At 67.9% G+C, this 13,981-nt stretch carries 13 protein-coding genes; 8 read left to right on the forward strand and 5 right to left on the reverse strand.

Translation table 11 applies throughout. The features are described 5' to 3' along the window. Position 1: 1 nt before the first annotated feature. A complete protein-coding gene (locus L3V85_RS33945; protein WP_237676949.1) occupies positions 2–601 on the reverse strand; it encodes a phosphatase PAP2 family protein in 600 nt (199 codons plus the stop codon). A gap of 255 nt (positions 602–856) precedes the next feature. Here L3V85_RS33945 and L3V85_RS33950 point away from each other — a divergent pair, with 255 nt between their 5' ends. Then, the gene (locus L3V85_RS33950) at positions 857–1,726 is read left to right on the forward strand and encodes a response regulator transcription factor (protein WP_237680705.1); all 870 of its coding nucleotides are present in this window, start codon (positions 857–859) and stop codon (positions 1,724–1,726) included. A gap of 6 nt (positions 1,727–1,732) precedes the next feature. Here L3V85_RS33950 and L3V85_RS33955 read toward each other — a convergent pair whose 3' ends face one another. Together L3V85_RS33955 and L3V85_RS33960 are read right to left on the reverse strand one after the other, a co-directional pair. Continuing rightward, positions 1,733–2,590 carry a universal stress protein gene (locus L3V85_RS33955; protein ID WP_237676950.1) on the reverse strand — a complete coding sequence of 286 codons (858 nt, stop codon included), beginning with the start codon at positions 2,588–2,590 and terminating at the stop codon, positions 1,733–1,735. After that, positions 2,587–2,976, reverse strand: coding sequence for a hypothetical protein (locus tag L3V85_RS33960; RefSeq protein ID WP_237676951.1), 390 nt, complete (start codon positions 2,974–2,976; stop codon positions 2,587–2,589). Before L3V85_RS33960 ends, L3V85_RS33955 begins: the two co-directional genes overlap by 4 nt. Positions 2,977–3,165: 189 nt before the next feature. On the opposite strand from L3V85_RS33960, the gene L3V85_RS33965 reads away from it, so the two are divergent. The 3 genes from L3V85_RS33965 (at position 3,166) to L3V85_RS33975 (ending at position 8,478) form a co-directional block, all read left to right on the forward strand. Further along, entirely contained in the window at positions 3,166–5,538 is a 2,373-nt protein-coding gene (locus L3V85_RS33965; protein ID WP_237676952.1) for a phosphoketolase family protein, read from the forward strand. A 101-nt stretch (positions 5,539–5,639) separates the two neighbouring features. Further along, complete coding sequence (locus L3V85_RS33970) at positions 5,640–6,368, forward strand: response regulator (RefSeq protein ID WP_237676953.1); 729 nt, start codon at positions 5,640–5,642, stop codon at positions 6,366–6,368. Continuing rightward, complete coding sequence (locus L3V85_RS33975) at positions 6,361–8,478, forward strand: PAS domain S-box protein (RefSeq protein ID WP_237676954.1); 2,118 nt, start codon at positions 6,361–6,363, stop codon at positions 8,476–8,478. Before L3V85_RS33970 ends, L3V85_RS33975 begins: the two co-directional genes overlap by 8 nt. Before the next feature lie 21 nt (positions 8,479–8,499). Here the strand turns inward: L3V85_RS33975 and L3V85_RS33980 are convergent, their stop codons facing one another. Next, the gene (locus L3V85_RS33980; protein ID WP_237676955.1) at positions 8,500–9,267 is read right to left on the reverse strand and encodes a Crp/Fnr family transcriptional regulator; all 768 of its coding nucleotides are present in this window, start codon (positions 9,265–9,267) and stop codon (positions 8,500–8,502) included. A gap of 235 nt (positions 9,268–9,502) precedes the next feature. Between L3V85_RS33980 and L3V85_RS33985 the strand changes: the two genes are divergently transcribed. The 4 genes from L3V85_RS33985 (at position 9,503) to L3V85_RS34000 (ending at position 12,606) form a co-directional block, all read left to right on the forward strand. Then, on the forward strand, positions 9,503–10,006 hold the full coding sequence (locus L3V85_RS33985; RefSeq protein ID WP_237676956.1) for an ornithine carbamoyltransferase: 504 nt from the start codon (positions 9,503–9,505) through the stop codon (positions 10,004–10,006). A 136-nt stretch (positions 10,007–10,142) separates the two neighbouring features. After that, complete coding sequence (locus L3V85_RS33990) at positions 10,143–10,796, forward strand: BON domain-containing protein (protein ID WP_237676957.1); 654 nt, start codon at positions 10,143–10,145, stop codon at positions 10,794–10,796. A gap of 1 nt (position 10,797) precedes the next feature. Further along, complete coding sequence (gene phbB / locus L3V85_RS33995; RefSeq protein WP_237676958.1) at positions 10,798–11,517, forward strand: acetoacetyl-CoA reductase; 720 nt, start codon at positions 10,798–10,800, stop codon at positions 11,515–11,517. A 99-nt stretch (positions 11,518–11,616) separates the two neighbouring features. Then, positions 11,617–12,606 (forward strand): zinc-dependent alcohol dehydrogenase family protein, encoded by a 990-nt coding sequence (locus L3V85_RS34000; RefSeq protein ID WP_237680706.1) that lies wholly within the window; start codon positions 11,617–11,619, stop codon positions 12,604–12,606. A gap of 21 nt (positions 12,607–12,627) precedes the next feature. Here L3V85_RS34000 and L3V85_RS34005 read toward each other — a convergent pair whose 3' ends face one another. Beyond that, positions 12,628–13,980, reverse strand: coding sequence for an MBL fold metallo-hydrolase RNA specificity domain-containing protein (locus L3V85_RS34005; protein ID WP_237676959.1), 1,353 nt, complete (start codon positions 13,978–13,980; stop codon positions 12,628–12,630). Position 13,981: the final 1 nt, after the last annotated feature.

The raw sequence follows: 13,981 nt of genomic DNA on the forward strand, positions 1-13,981 counted from the left end.
TTCATTCAGTCCCGCGCCCGAAGGCCCCCCGAGGCAGATGCTCCCGCCTCGCGGGTTGCCGTGTCGCATCGCGATCGGCGACACGCCGAAGGCGTGCCCTGCAAACAATGACAAACAGACAGGAGAAGAACGCACCGAGCGCGACGCCGAAGCCGATGTCCGCCGGGAAATGCAGGCCGACATAGATGCGCGCCCAGGCCGTGGCGACGGCAAGCAGACCGAGCAGCCAGCCGATGCGTCGAAGCGAGTCGCGGGCCATGAGGGAGAAGGCGATGAAGAACATGACGCTGGCGTGTGCGGACGGCATCGAACCATCGGCGCTGTGCAGGATGTAGCCCGGCGCCAGCCCCTGCACGAAAGGCCGTTGCACACCGATGCCCGCTGCGACGAGGTGCGAGATCACTGAAACCCCTACCGCAGTCGCCGCCACTGCGAGGATGTAGACCCGGTCCGACGACTTCGCGAATGCAGCCCAGCACAGCACGGCCGCGCACATGGTTCCCCCCCACTGGGCAATCAGGCAGCCCGCCAGAAGCATCCATGATCCCGGATCGTCGCCAGCGGCCATCCAGCGAAGGAGTTGAACGTTGATCTCATGCATGCGTCAGGTCCACAACGAAGATGCAGGGATGCAGCACTCCACGGCGAGCCATGACGAGCCTCCGGGACGGGCCGGAGCCCTTGAGAAGAAAGGCTACATTTCGCGGCTGCGGATCACCTGACTTCGGCATCAGGAATCCGGGAAATTTGTGAATGGGGTGTAAAGCCCGAAGAGACGGGCGGCCAAAGGGATCCCGGTGCCGGCCCGGCCTGAACGGCAATGCCGGCACGGGTGGCCAGGACGGCGAGCGACTTGATGCGGATCAAGCGCCGCGCGAAGCCGTATCGCAAGAATCGGCTCACGAACCACAACAAGCATCCGGCCCCGGACATGACCCCACTCCACCCGGCAACGCTGACGCGCGGCGCTCCGCAATGGCTTGCGAAATTCGAGGGCACGCACCCACGGAACATCGATCGGATTCCGAACGCCCCATGGCCTGCCTTCCTGGCCGGCCAGGCGGACAAGCCGGTCCGCGTGCTGCTGATCGACGAGGACGAAGGGTCCAGGCGCGCGGTCGTTCATGAACTGGTCTCGGACCCGCGTGTATGCGTCGTCGGCGAAGCCGGCAGCCTGCAGGAAGCCAGGCGCATGTTGTCGCAGCAGGAATTCGATGTGCTGATCCTCGACGTCCGGCTCGGCGGCGGCAAGGGGTTCGACCTGATCGGGACGGCCAAGGCCCATTGCAGCCGGGCCGAGGTCATCGTGCACTCCACGCTGGCCGACGAGGCCCATGTGCGCCGGGCCTTCGCGGCGGGCGCGTCGGGCGCGTCGGGCTATCTCGTCAAGAACTCCTGGTTTCAGGATTTCAGTCAATCCGTGCTGCAGGTCGTCAACGGCGGGGCGGCGGTCTCGCCCGACGTGGTACGGCACCTGCTCGTCCGGTGGGGCGCTTTCGCGCCCGCGCGGTCTTGCGACGATGCCGCTGCCCGCAAGATGCTCTCGGCCAGGGAGCGCGAGGTGCTGCGACTCGTGGCCGAGGGCAAGGTCACGCAGGAGATCGCTTGTCTCCTGTCGATCAGCGGACGCACGGTCTGCGCGCACATGAAGAGCATCCTGCACAAGCTGCAGGTGCGTACACGCGCGCATGCCGTGATCGCGGCCGTCGACCAGCGGCTGCTGTAGCTGGCGTCAATGCGCCATCAGCAACGGAACAGCCGCCTGCGCCAGCACTTCGCGGGTCACGCCGCCCAGCAGTTGCTCCCGTGCCCGGGCATGGCCATAGCCGCCCATCACGAGCAGGTCGCTGCCGAGCGCATCGGCGCGATCCATCAGCGCATCGGAGATGCGCAGCGACGTCGCGAGGCGCTCGACGCTGGCCTGAATGCCGTGCCGCAGCAGCCAGCCGCTCAGATCCTCGGGATCCGGTGCACGCCACGAGTTCGCAGCCGCCTCCCTGTGCAGGGCCAGCAGCGTGACATGCGTGGCACTGCGCAGCAGCGACATCGCGCCGAGCAGCGACATCGACGCTTCCCGGCTTCCATCCCACGCCACGAGAACCCTGTCCAGGCCCCAGGGAATGCGGTGACCCGTGGACGGGACGACGAGAACCGGCCGTCCCGCGTTCAGCAGGATCTCCTCGGGAAGCCGGCGTACCGCTTCGCACACGGCCGCGGCGCTGTCGGCCTGCCCCACCACGATCAGGTCGCTGGCCCGACCGAGATGGACGACTGCATGCAACGGGTCGCCGTCCATCAGCCGCGCCTCGCAGGAAAGCGCGGTCGGCTTCATCCGGCTGTGGAACACGTGCGCGACGGTTTCGGCCCGCCGGCGCAAGCAGAGGGACACTTCGGCGATCGCATGGTCGACGCGGTCCTCGCTGCCGGCAACGCGGGGCACGGGCCCGATGCCCGTCGAGGCCGGAACGCCCGTGGGCACGATGCCCATGAGGTGGCTCCCGTGCAGCATCGCGAGCCGCGCCGCCAGGCGAGTGCGGACCTCGCAGCACTCGGTGTGGTCGAGGTGCACCGAGATGGTCGAAAGCGTCATGCCCGCTGCCTCGCGGTGACCACCTTGCGGCCGGCATGCGTCCGGCCCCCGGAAGGCGCGGACGCCAGGGCGCCATGCAGCGTGCGCAGGGCCTCGTTCACCACGGCCTTTCGCGAAGGCTGCACCTGCGCGGCCGCCTGGGGCATCGCGGCAGGCCCAGGCGCGGGTCCGTCCTGTTCCTGCTGCCGCAATGCCTGCATCGGCGCCATGGCCAGCGCGTGCCAGTCCCCGGCGCGCATGACCGCGTCCATCTCGGCACGGGTCAGCGCGATGCAGTCCTGCAGCGTGCGCGATCCGATCGTCTCGAACATCGAGAGCGCGTGCAGCCAGATGCCGTATTGCGCCTTGCACAGCGCCAGCGGAAAGGTGAAGTCGGTGTTCGTCATGGCGTGTCCTCCAGCCCGAAGGGCTTCATCACGATGCTGAGGCAACACCGTCCTGCTCGGTTTGCGCGGGATCAAGGCAACACAAACCCGTGCCCCCTGTATCGGTTGTTACGGGTTTGAGCGGCATCAACCCGATGCGCGCCGGCGTGCCCATACTGGAGCGTCGATCCATTCCCCGGGAACTTCGACATGCCCTCCTCTTCCCCCGAATCAACAGTTCCGGACGACTTCACGCTGCTCGACGCCTGGTGGCGCGCCGCCAACTACCTGTCGGTGGGCCAGATCTACCTGATGGACAACCCGCTGCTGCGCGAGAAACTCGCGCTGCCGCACATCAAGCCGCGCCTGCTTGGACACTGGGGCACGACGCCAGGCCTCAACTTCATCTACGCACACATGAACCGCGCCATCAATGCGCGGGAACTCGATGCGATCTTCATCGCGGGCCCTGGCCACGGCGGCCCGGGCGTGGTCGCCAACACATGGCTCGAAGGCAGCTACAGCGAGGTCTATCCGGAAGTAGGACGGGACGCCGCGGGCCTGCGGCGTCTGTTCACCCGGTTCTCCTTTCCGGGCGGCATTCCGAGCCACGCGGCGCCCGAGACGCCGGGCTCCATCCACGAGGGCGGCGAGCTGGGGTATTCGCTGCTGCACGCGTACGGCGCCGTGTTCGACAACCCGTCGCTGATCGCCTGCTGCGTGGTGGGCGACGGCGAAGCCGAGACCGGCGCGCTGGCAGCGAGCTGGCACTCCAACAAGTTCCTGAACCCCGGGCGCGACGGTGCGGTACTGCCGGTGCTGCATCTCAACGGCTACAAGATCGCCGGCCCGACCGTGCTCGCGCGCATCGGCGAGGAGGAGCTGACGCAACTGCTGCGCGGCTACGGCCACGAACCGTACTTCGTGGTGGGCGACAAGCCCGCCGACATGCACAGGCAGATGGCGGCGGCGCTCGACACGGCGCTGGACGGCATCCGCGCCATCCAGGCCAACGCCCGCACCCACGGTTTCCGCGTGCGCCCCCGATGGCCGATGATCGTGCTGCGCTCCCCCAAGGGCTGGACCGGACCGCATTACGTGGACGGCGTGCAGATCGAAGGCACGTTCCGTTCGCACCAGGTGCCTCTCGCCGACTTCTCCGCCAGGCCGCAGCACATCGAGCTGCTGGAGCGGTGGCTGCGCAGCTATCGCCCGGAAGAGCTCTTCGACGCGGACGGCGCGCTTCGCCCCGAGATCGCCGCGATCGCGCCCAAAGGTGACCGCCGCATGAGCGCCAATCCGCACGCCAACGGCGGGCTCCTGCTCAGGGACCTGGCGCTGCCGCCCTTTCGCGCGCACGCGGTGCCCGTGGCGACTCCGGGAGCGACCGACGCCGAGGCCACGCGCGTGGCCGGCGGCTTCCTGCGCGAGGTCATGCGCGCGAACCTGCCGCATGCCAACTTCCGAGTGATGGGGCCGGACGAGACCGCGTCGAACCGGCTCTCGGCCCTGTTCGAGGTGACCGGGCGAACCACTACCGCCCAGGTATGGCCGGGCGACGAGAACCTCTCGCCCGAAGGCCGCGTCATGGAGGTGCTGAGCGAGCACCTTTGCCAAGGCTGGCTCGAGGGCTACCTGCTCACGGGGCGGCACGGCTTCTTCTCGTGCTACGAGGCCTTCATCCACATCGTCGACTCGATGTTCAACCAGCACGCCAAGTGGCTCAAGGTGACGCGCGGCATCGGCTGGCGCCGGCCGATCGCGTCGCTGAACTACCTGCTCACCAGCCACGTCTGGCGCCAGGACCACAACGGCTTCAGCCACCAGGACCCGGGCTTCCTCGACCATGTGGTCAGCAAGAAGGCCGAGGTGGTGCGCGTGTACCTGCCGCCGGACGCCAATACCCTGCTGTCGGTGGTCGACCACTGCCTGCGCAGCCGCGACTACGTGAACGTCATCGTGGCAGGCAAGCAGCCCGCGCCCCAGTGGCTGGACATGGAGTCGGCCGCCCGCCACTGCACCACCGGCCTGGGCATCTGGGAATGGGCCAGCAACGACGAAGGCAGTGCGCCCGACGTGGTGATGGCCTGTGCCGGCGACGTGCCGACGCTGGAGACGATGGCGGCCGTCGACCTGCTGCGCGAGAAGCTGCCGTCACTGAAGGTGCGCGTGGTGAACGTGGTCGACCTGATGGCGCTGCAGTCTCCGGACGCGCACCCGCACGGGCTGCCCGATGCGGACTTCGACGCCATCTTCACCACCGACAGGCCCGTGATCTTCGCGTTCCACGGATACCCGGCGCTGATTCACCGGCTGATCTACAAGCGGCGCAACCATCCCGGCTTCCACGTGCACGGCTACTGCGAGGAAGGCACCACCACCACGCCCTTCGACATGACGGTGCTCAACCGGCTGGACCGCTTCCACCTCGCCGCCGACGCGATCGCCCGCGTGCCGGGCCTGTGCGACAGCGCCGGCCACGTGCAGCAGCACCTGCGCGACAGGCTGCTGGAGCACAGGGCCTACATCACCCGTCACGGCAAGGACATGCCGGAGATCGAGGACTGGCGCTGGACGCGATAACCAACGCCGCCGATGTGGAGGTATTTCTGGTCGGGTGTGCGTGCTACGCTCAGGTCAGGCCAGTCATTTAAGCAATTCGTGCTCTATCTCCCCGCCAGCGCATGAAAACCACGCCCCACATCGTTGTTCTCGACGACGAGATCGATATTACGCAGCTGCTGGCCAACTATCTTCACGGCCACGGCTTCCGCGTCACCCAGGTGCACGACGGACGCGCGCTCATGGCGCTGATGGAAACCGACCCCGCCGATCTCGTGCTGCTCGACCTCGGCCTCCCTGGCGAAGACGGCTTCTCGATCGCGCGCCGCATGCGCGAACGCTGGCATTGCGGGCTCGTGATCGTCACGGGCCGGGGCGATGCAGTGGACAAGGTCGTGGGGCTGGAGGTAGGTGCGGACGACTACGTCACCAAGCCCTTCGATCTGCGCGAGCTGGTGGCTCGCGTGAAGGCCGTGTTGCGGCGGCTGGCTCCCGCCACGCCTGTGCCCCCGGCGTCGGCCGGGGCCTTCGCCGACAGGCTGCGCTTTGCCGGGTGGCAGCTCGATACCGCCGCGCGCAGCCTCCTGAACCCATCGGGCGAGCCGGTGACATTGACCGGCGGCGAATTCGACCTGCTGCAAGCCTTTGCGCGCCATCCCGGCCGCGTGCTTTCGCGCGACTTCCTGCTGGAGCAGACACGGGGGCGCGAGGCGGCCCCCTTCGACCGCACGATCGATGTGCAGGTGGGCCGGCTGCGCAAGAAGATCGAGGCGGACGCCGAAGATCCGCAGCTCATCAAGTCGGTGCGAGGCGCGGGCTACATCCTCGTTCCGCCTGTCTCCAATGGCTGACGCTGCCGGCGATCCGCTCCAGCTGCCCGGCGCGCCCGGCCAGGTACTGCCATCCGGCATCGACGAAGGCAGCGTCTTCCGCTCGCTCTTCGCCGCCTATCCCGATTCGCTGCTGGTGGTGGACCAGACCGGCCGCATCGTCCTGGCCAACCCCTCGGCGGCCACGCTGCTGGGCTATGCGCAGAACGAACTGGTCGGCCTGAACGTCGAGGCGCTGGTGCCGGACAGCATCCGTCCACGGCACGCCTCCTACCGCGAGGCCTATGGCCGTGCCCCGCGCCCTCGCCCCATGGGCACGCACATGGAGCTGGTCGCCAAGCGCAAGGACGGCAGCGAGGTCATGGTGGAGATCGCGCTGAGCCCGTTGCAGAACCACGGCCTGCCGTTCGTTGTCGCGGCCATCCGCGACATCGGGGCCTACCCTCGCGTAAAGCAGGCACTGCAACGCGCCCGATACAGCGAACATCTGGCCCAGTTGGGCCGCCTCGCGGTCGACACGCGCGACCTGCAGGCGGTGCTCGAACACGTGCCGGAGATCATCACCAAGGCCCTGGAAGTCGAAGTCGCGATGGTGTGGCTCCTCGACGCCAGCCGTGCCGAATTCCGCGTGGCCAGCGGCGTCGGCCTGGTCGCCGGCGAGGAGATCGGCGCGCGCATGGTCAACCGTCCGGACACGCCGCCGGGCTTCGTCCTCTCCCAGGGCCGGCCTGTCGTGGTGCAGGACTACGGCAAGGAGCTGCGGTTTTCAGTGCCGAAGGCTTATCTCGAGGCCGGGCTAGTGAGCGCCCTCGCGGTGCCGCTGTCCGACCGGGGCCGCGTAATCGGCATGCTCTCCGTTCGCTCCACGGAATCCAAGCGCTTCGGCGACGAGGAAGTGCGCTTTCTCGAGTCGCTGTCGAGCCTGCTCGCGACCAGCCTGCAGCGAACGCAGACGGAAGAAGCGCTCAACCATGCCCAGCGGCTCGAGAGCGTCGGCCAGCTCACCGGCGGCATTGCGCACGACTTCAACAACCTGCTCACGGTGATCCAGGGCAACCTCCAGGTCCTCGAAGAACTGCCGGCCCTCGCGCAGGACGGTTATGCCCAGCAACTGCTGGGGGCCGCCACACGCGCGTCGCGTCGCGGCGCGGAGCTCACGGGAAAGCTGCTGGCGTTCTCGCGCCGGCAGGTGCTGCAGCCGGTCGCCGTCGACACGCACGCGCTGCTGTACTCGCTGGCCGACATGCTGCGCCGGACCCTGGACCAGCGCATCGGCATCGAGATCGACACGGCCCCCGGTCGTCCGCTGGTGGTGGCGGACCCGGGACAGCTGGAATCCGCCTTGCTCAACATCGCGATCAATGCGCGCGATGCCATGCCCGAGGGCGGCACGCTCCACTTCCGCACGGCCATCTGCGGCGCGCTGCCAGCGATTCTGCGCAACCAGCGCAACGACCCGCAGGGCAGCGCCGCCGCGCACTTCGTCGCGATATCCATAGCCGACAGCGGCAGCGGCATGACCGATGACGTCAAGGAACGGGCGTTCGAGCCCTTCTTCACCACCAAGGAGGCCGGCCGTGGCACGGGGCTGGGACTCAGCACGGTATACGGCTTCGTCAATCAGTCCCGGGGCGCCGTCGCGATCGACAGCGAGATCGGGCAGGGAACCACGGTGACGCTCTACCTCCCGCAACAGGAGGAGGCCCGCGCGCCCGCCGCCGCGGAAGAACACGCGGGCGAAGCGCTTCCAGCCGGGCTGCGGGTGATGCTGGTCGAGGATGACGCGGAAGTCCGCAAGGTTGTCGAGAACTTCCTGTGCACGCTGGGCTGCGAAATCGTCATCGCGGCCTCTACCGCCGAGCAGGCCCTGGCCACCCTGGATACGGGCACCGAACCCTTCGACCTTCTGCTGAGCGACATCGCCCTGGGCGCCGGCATGCGCGGCACGCGGTTGGCCGCCGAGATCCGGCAGCGCTTTCCCCGCGTCGCGGTACTGCTGATGTCGGGCTTCTCGTCGGAACTCCTCGATGCCGACCGAGAGGTACCGCAAGGTTGGGAGCTGCTTCGCAAGCCTTACACGCGCTCCGAACTGGCCCGGGCCATGGCGAGGGTGCTGACCGGCAACGCCTGAGCGCCAGCGTCGACTGCGCTGCTACTGCAGCATCGCGGGTGCAGGCGCCAGGCAGCGCTGCACGAAGGCGGACAGGGCACCCACGTCCGGAATCTGCACATCGCGGCGTCCCTTGGTCGCGAACCCGATGACGTTGTCCCGCGCCAGCCGCGAGAGCGCGCGGCTCACGCTCTCGAGGGTCATGCCCAGGTAGTTGCCGATCTCGGCACGCGTCATGCGCAGCGTGATCTCGTCGGCACGCATCCCGCGCTCCGCCAGCGACTCGGCCCAGTAGCGCAGGAAATCCGCCACGCGGGCGTCAGCGGGCAAGGTGCAGACGGACATCAGCGAATCCCGGTCGTGCGCGATCTCGCGGCTCATGGCGGCATGCAGCACCTGCAGCAGATCGGGACGGGTGACGCAGGTCGCCAGCAAGGCCTCGTAGGACACCACCCAGATCTCGCCGGTATCCATGGCCACCGCGTCGCACGAATAGCGCCCGCTGGCGATGCCGTCGAAGCCGAGCCAGTCGCCTCGGAACTTGAGACCCACCACCTGCTCGCGTCCGTCCGCCGACAGATTCACGATCTTGAAGAAGCCCGAGTTCAGGATGTAGAGGTTTCCGAAACGCTCGCCCGCCTGGTAGATCGTGTCGCCCATGTGGACCACGCGGCGCTGCGGCCTGAGCTGCTCGCCGAGCAGCCTGAGCGTTTCGGCGGTGTTGCGATTCGCGCAATCCTGGCCAGGGACGGGCATGCCCAGGCCGGACGGGGAAGGAGCAGTCTTCGAGGGGGCGGCGGTGTCGGGCATATTGGTTCCTTGGTGGCCTTCGCGTATCGGTGAAGGAATGCTAGGAAGCCCTCGACAACGCAATGACAACGGCCGGAATCGGTGAGTAACGCTCGGTGAATGCAATGTGTCCGGCGTGTATCAACGACCTGCAATGTGCAGCAAGTCACGCTCGGGAGCCGCCACACCTTGACCTGTATCAAACACGAAGCCGACACCCCCCCTACCCTCGGAAGGTCACACACTGACCGTCGCCATGCCTCCTTCCAACATCGCCCGCAGTCCAGAGGCGGAACCGCAGCTCTCCCCGCTGAACGTGGCGAGCCTGCTGGCCCGCGCACGCATCCTGCAGCGCGCGGCGCTCGACGGAACCACCCGCCAATTGCTGCGAGGCAAGAACCTGGGGTTGCTCTACGAAGCGCCGCATGGCGAAGCACAGGCGCTGTTCCGCCGCGCTGCCGAGGAACTCGGTGCTCACGTGGCCGCCATGCGCTCGAGCCTGTCGCCGGCCAGTGCGCCTCAGGAAGTGCAGCACACGGCCCGCATGCTCGGCCGTCTCTATGAGGCCGTCGAATGCCAGGGGCTGGAGCCGGCTCTTGTGCAATGCATCGGGCAACACGCCGGCATCCCGGTCTTCGACGGCGCCGCAATGAGGGCGCATCCGGCCGACCGGCTCGCGGAACTCCTCGGGGACACGACATCGCTTTCCGACAATCGGCGGTTCGTGCTTCAGGCGATGCTGCTGGAGGCCATCGGCTGAGCCGCCGCGCGCGTCGCACGCGCCCTTGATCCAGCGCAACACGCTTTCGCCTCTGCCTTCCTACAGTGGATTCCACGGCCGCCACGGCTGCGCCAGGACGACCGGCTCCCATCCATCCACAGCAAGGAATCCTCCCATGAAGACCGATACCCAATTGCGCGACGACATCCAGGCCGAGCTGAACTGGGCCCCCGACGTCAAGTCCTCCGACATCGGCGTCACCGTCAAGGACGGCGTGGTCACTCTCAGCGGCCATCTCCCCAGCCATGCGGAGAAATACGCGGTCGAGCGCGCCGTCCAGCGCGTGTACGGCGTGAAGGCGCTGGCGATCGAGCTGACGGTGAAGCTGCCTTTCGACAACCAGCGCACCGACGCCGACATCGCCCTGGCGGCCGAGCGCGCGCTCCAATGGAACGTTCTGGTGCCCGACGGCAAGATCCGGCCCATGGTCGAGAAGGGCTGGCTCAGCCTGAACGGCGAAGTCGAATGGGACTACCAGCGCAGCGCCGCCGAAGTCGCCGTGCGCAACCTGATGGGCGTGACCGGCGTGTCGAACCTCGTGAAGGTCAAGCCCAGGGTGAGCCCCGCCGACGTCGAGAAGAAGATCCACGAGGCGCTCTCGCGCCAGGCCGATCTTGAAGCCCGCAAGCTCTCCATCTCGGTGGACGGCTCGCAGGTCACGCTGCGCGGCACCGTTCACTCCTGGACCGAGCGCGACGCGGTACAAGGCGCCGCCTGGGCCACGCCGGGGGTCTCGGTGGTGGTGAACGACCTGCTCGTGGACGCCTGAGATGCGCGTCGCGCTCGTCACCGGCGGGACCTCCGGGATCGGAGCCGCGACGGCCGAGGCGCTGCAGGCCGCGGGCTATCGCGTGGCCGTGACCTTCGCCAACCACGCGGAGCCCGCGCAGGCCTTCGCCGCACGCACCGGCATTCCGGCCTTCGGCTGGAATGTGGCGGATGCCGCCGCCTGCCAGGCCGGCGTCGCGCACGTGGAAACGGAGTTGGGCCCCGTCGACGTGCTGGTCAACAACGCGGGCATCACGCGGGACACGATGCTGCACAAGATGAGCGCGCAACAGTGGCGCGAGGTGCTCGACGTGAACCTGGGCGGCTGCTTCAACATGTGCCGCGCCGTCATCGGCGGCATGCGCGAACGTCGCTTCGGCCGCATCGTGAACATGGGCTCGGTCAACGGCCTGTCCGGACAGGCGGGACAGGCGAACTACGCGGCCACGAAAGCCGGACTCGCGGGCTTCACCAAGTCGCTCGCGCTCGAAGGCGCCTCGCGCAACATCACCGCCAACGTGGTTGCGCCCGGCTACACCGACACCCCCATGGTGGAGGCTGTCGCTCCCGAGGTGATGGCGCGGATCCTGTCGGACATTCCGGCGGGCCGCTTGGCCACGCCCGCCGAGATCGCGCGCGGCGTGGTCTTCCTCGTCGCCGATGAATCCGGCTTCATCAACGGCATCACGCTGTCGATCAATGGCGGCAAGTACATGGCCTGAGGCGGCGACGCCCTTGCCTTATTTTTTCCTGGCGAGTCCGCTATGAACACCACATCCCAGACAACCTCCTTCGATTCTGCCGTACGGCTTGAGCCGACCATGCGGGCAATGGTGCTGAACGCAGCGCTATTGCCGTTGGAGTTCGAGCGGCGAAACATTCCGCAGCCCGGCCCGGGAAAGCTGCTCCTGCGCGTGCTGGCATGCGCGGTCTGCCACACCGATCTTCACATCGTCGACGGAGAGTTGCCGCTACCGGTACTGCCCATCGTGCCAGGACACGAAATCGTGGGCATTGTCGAGGCGCTGGGAGCGGGCGTCGAGAATCATCGCGTCGGCGACCGCGTGGGCGTGCCTTGGCTAGCACACAGCTGCGGCTGCTGCACTTTCTGCGCTTCAGGTCACGAAAACCTCTGCGACGTACCGCGCTTCACGGGCTATCACCGCGACGGCGGATTCGCTAGTCACGCGATCGCCGAGGCGGCCTTCTGCCTGCCGCTTTCCATGCCCGAACCCGACGCCGCACGCATCGCACCCTTGCTCTGCGCGGGCTTGATAGGCTGGCGCAGCCTGAAGGCAGCTGGCGAGGAGGTGCGGCGGCTGGGTATATTCGGCTCCGGCGCCGCGGCGCACTTGATGACACAGGTGGCCACTTCCCAAGGGCGAGAAGTCCTCGCATTCACCCGACCTGGAGATACTGAGACGCAGCGCTTCGCGCGCAGCCTCGGAGCGAGATGGGCGGGCAGTTCCGGTGATAGACCGCCTGACCCGCTGGACGCGGCCATCATCTTTGCGCCAGCCGGCGAGTTGGTGCCGGCGGCGCTGCGCGTCGTGCGCAAAGGCGGCCGGGTGGTGTGCGGCGGCATCCACATGAGCGACATTCCCGCCTTTGCGTACCGGCTGCTGTGGGAGGAGCGCAGCGTGGTGTCGGTGGCGAACCTCACGCGCGCGGATGCCCGGGAGTTCCTCGATTTCGCGCAGACGCACCCGCTGCAGGTCCACGTCAGGACCTATCCGCTCGCGCAGGCCAACGAAGCGCTCGCCGACCTTCGCGCGGGCCGCATCGAGGGCGCGGCGGTGCTCGTGCCCTGACGGAACACCGCAGGCCGGACTTCAGAGCTCGCGCGACTCGCGGTACTCAGGCACGGTGCACGGCCAGTCGTGGCGTTCCTCGATGGCCAGGCGCAGCGCGTCGGCGGCCACCGGTTCCCCGTGGGTCACAAACACCCGGCGCGGCGCTTTCTGCCAGTCGAGCCAGGCAAGCAGTTCGTCGCGGTCGGCATGGGCCGAAAGGCTCTCCAGGTTCGCGATCTCCGCGCGCACGGGCACGTACGCGCCGTGAATTTTGACTGCATCGGCGCCCGCCATCATGGCCGCGCCGCGCGTGCCGGCCGCCTGGAAACCCGCGAACAGGATGGTGTTCCTCGCATCGGGCGCGTAGGCCTTCAGGTGGTGCAGCACCCGCCCACCGGTGGCCATGCCGCTGGCGGACACGATGATCGACGGGAAATCCAGGGCGTTCAATCGCCGGGATTCCTCGATCGTGTTGACGATGATGGTCTGCCCCTGCATCTCGGTGCATTGCCGGGCGCTCAAGCGGTGTTCGTCGGGATACCTTCGGTAGATGCGCGTGGCGTCCGCGGCCATGGGGCTGTTCAGGTACACGGGCATGTCGGGAATGCGGCGCGCCTGCCTGAGCAGCTGGATGCAATGCAACAGCGTCTGCGCCCGCCCGATGGCGAAGGCCGGGATCAGCACGATGCCGCCGCGCGCCGCCGTGCGGTTGATCACGCCCGCCAGTTCGGCGAGCGTGTCGGTCGCCGGATGCCCGCGGTCACCGTAGGTCGACTCCACCACCACGTAGTCCGCCGGATCGACGACCTCGGGCGGCCGCATCAGCAGGTCGCCGCTGCGTCCCAGGTCGCCCGAAAACAGGATGCTCGCCCCTTCCCAGCCCACGCGCAGGCTGCCGGCGCCCAGTATGTGGCCCGCCCTGCGCAGTTGCCAGGACCAGCCCGGCCATGGCGCGCACTCCTGGCCGAACGGAACCGGTTCGAAGCGTTCGAGCGCAGCGCGCGCCTCCTCCTCGGTGTACAGCGGCAGGGCCGGCTCGTGTTTCGAGTGGCCGTGCCGGTTGGCATAGGCGGCGTCCTCCTCCTGCAGGCGGCCCGAGTCGGGCAGGAGCAGTTCACAGAGTTCGCGGGTGGCGGCGCTGCAATGAACCTTGCCCCTGAAGCCGAGCCGGACCAAGCGGGGTATGAAGCCGCTGTGGTCCATGTGCGCGTGCGTCAGAAACACCGCGTCGATCGAGGACGGTTCGACCGGCAGCGCATCCCAGTTGCGCAGGCGCAGTTGCTTGAGCCCCTGGAAGAGCCCGCAATCGACCATCAGCCGCCGGCCCTCGTGCGTCAGCAGGTATTTGGAGCCGGTGACGGTGCCCGTGCCTCCGAGGAAGTCGATGCGCATG

The organism is Variovorax paradoxus, from assembly GCF_022009635.1.
Classification (GTDB): Bacteria; Pseudomonadota; Gammaproteobacteria; order Burkholderiales; family Burkholderiaceae_C; genus Variovorax.

Coding starts and splice junctions, on each gene's coding strand:
- L3V85_RS33945 (WP_237676949.1), bottom strand. CDS start 601: ATGCATGAGATCAACGTTCAACTCCTTCGCTGGATGGCCGCTGGCGAC.
- L3V85_RS33950 (WP_237680705.1), top strand. CDS start 857: ATGCGGATCAAGCGCCGCGCGAAGCCGTATCGCAAGAATCGGCTCACG.
- L3V85_RS33955 (WP_237676950.1), bottom strand. CDS start 2,590: ATGACGCTTTCGACCATCTCGGTGCACCTCGACCACACCGAGTGCTGC.
- L3V85_RS33960 (WP_237676951.1), bottom strand. CDS start 2,976: ATGACGAACACCGACTTCACCTTTCCGCTGGCGCTGTGCAAGGCGCAA.
- L3V85_RS33965 (WP_237676952.1), top strand. CDS start 3,166: ATGCCCTCCTCTTCCCCCGAATCAACAGTTCCGGACGACTTCACGCTG.
- L3V85_RS33970 (WP_237676953.1), top strand. CDS start 5,640: ATGAAAACCACGCCCCACATCGTTGTTCTCGACGACGAGATCGATATT.
- L3V85_RS33975 (WP_237676954.1), top strand. CDS start 6,361: ATGGCTGACGCTGCCGGCGATCCGCTCCAGCTGCCCGGCGCGCCCGGC.
- L3V85_RS33980 (WP_237676955.1), bottom strand. CDS start 9,267: ATGCCCGACACCGCCGCCCCCTCGAAGACTGCTCCTTCCCCGTCCGGC.
- L3V85_RS33985 (WP_237676956.1), top strand. CDS start 9,503: ATGCCTCCTTCCAACATCGCCCGCAGTCCAGAGGCGGAACCGCAGCTC.
- L3V85_RS33990 (WP_237676957.1), top strand. CDS start 10,143: ATGAAGACCGATACCCAATTGCGCGACGACATCCAGGCCGAGCTGAAC.
- phbB (WP_237676958.1), top strand. CDS start 10,798: ATGCGCGTCGCGCTCGTCACCGGCGGGACCTCCGGGATCGGAGCCGCG.
- L3V85_RS34000 (WP_237680706.1), top strand. CDS start 11,617: ATGCGGGCAATGGTGCTGAACGCAGCGCTATTGCCGTTGGAGTTCGAG.
- L3V85_RS34005 (WP_237676959.1), bottom strand. CDS start 13,980: ATGCGCATCGACTTCCTCGGAGGCACGGGCACCGTCACCGGCTCCAAA.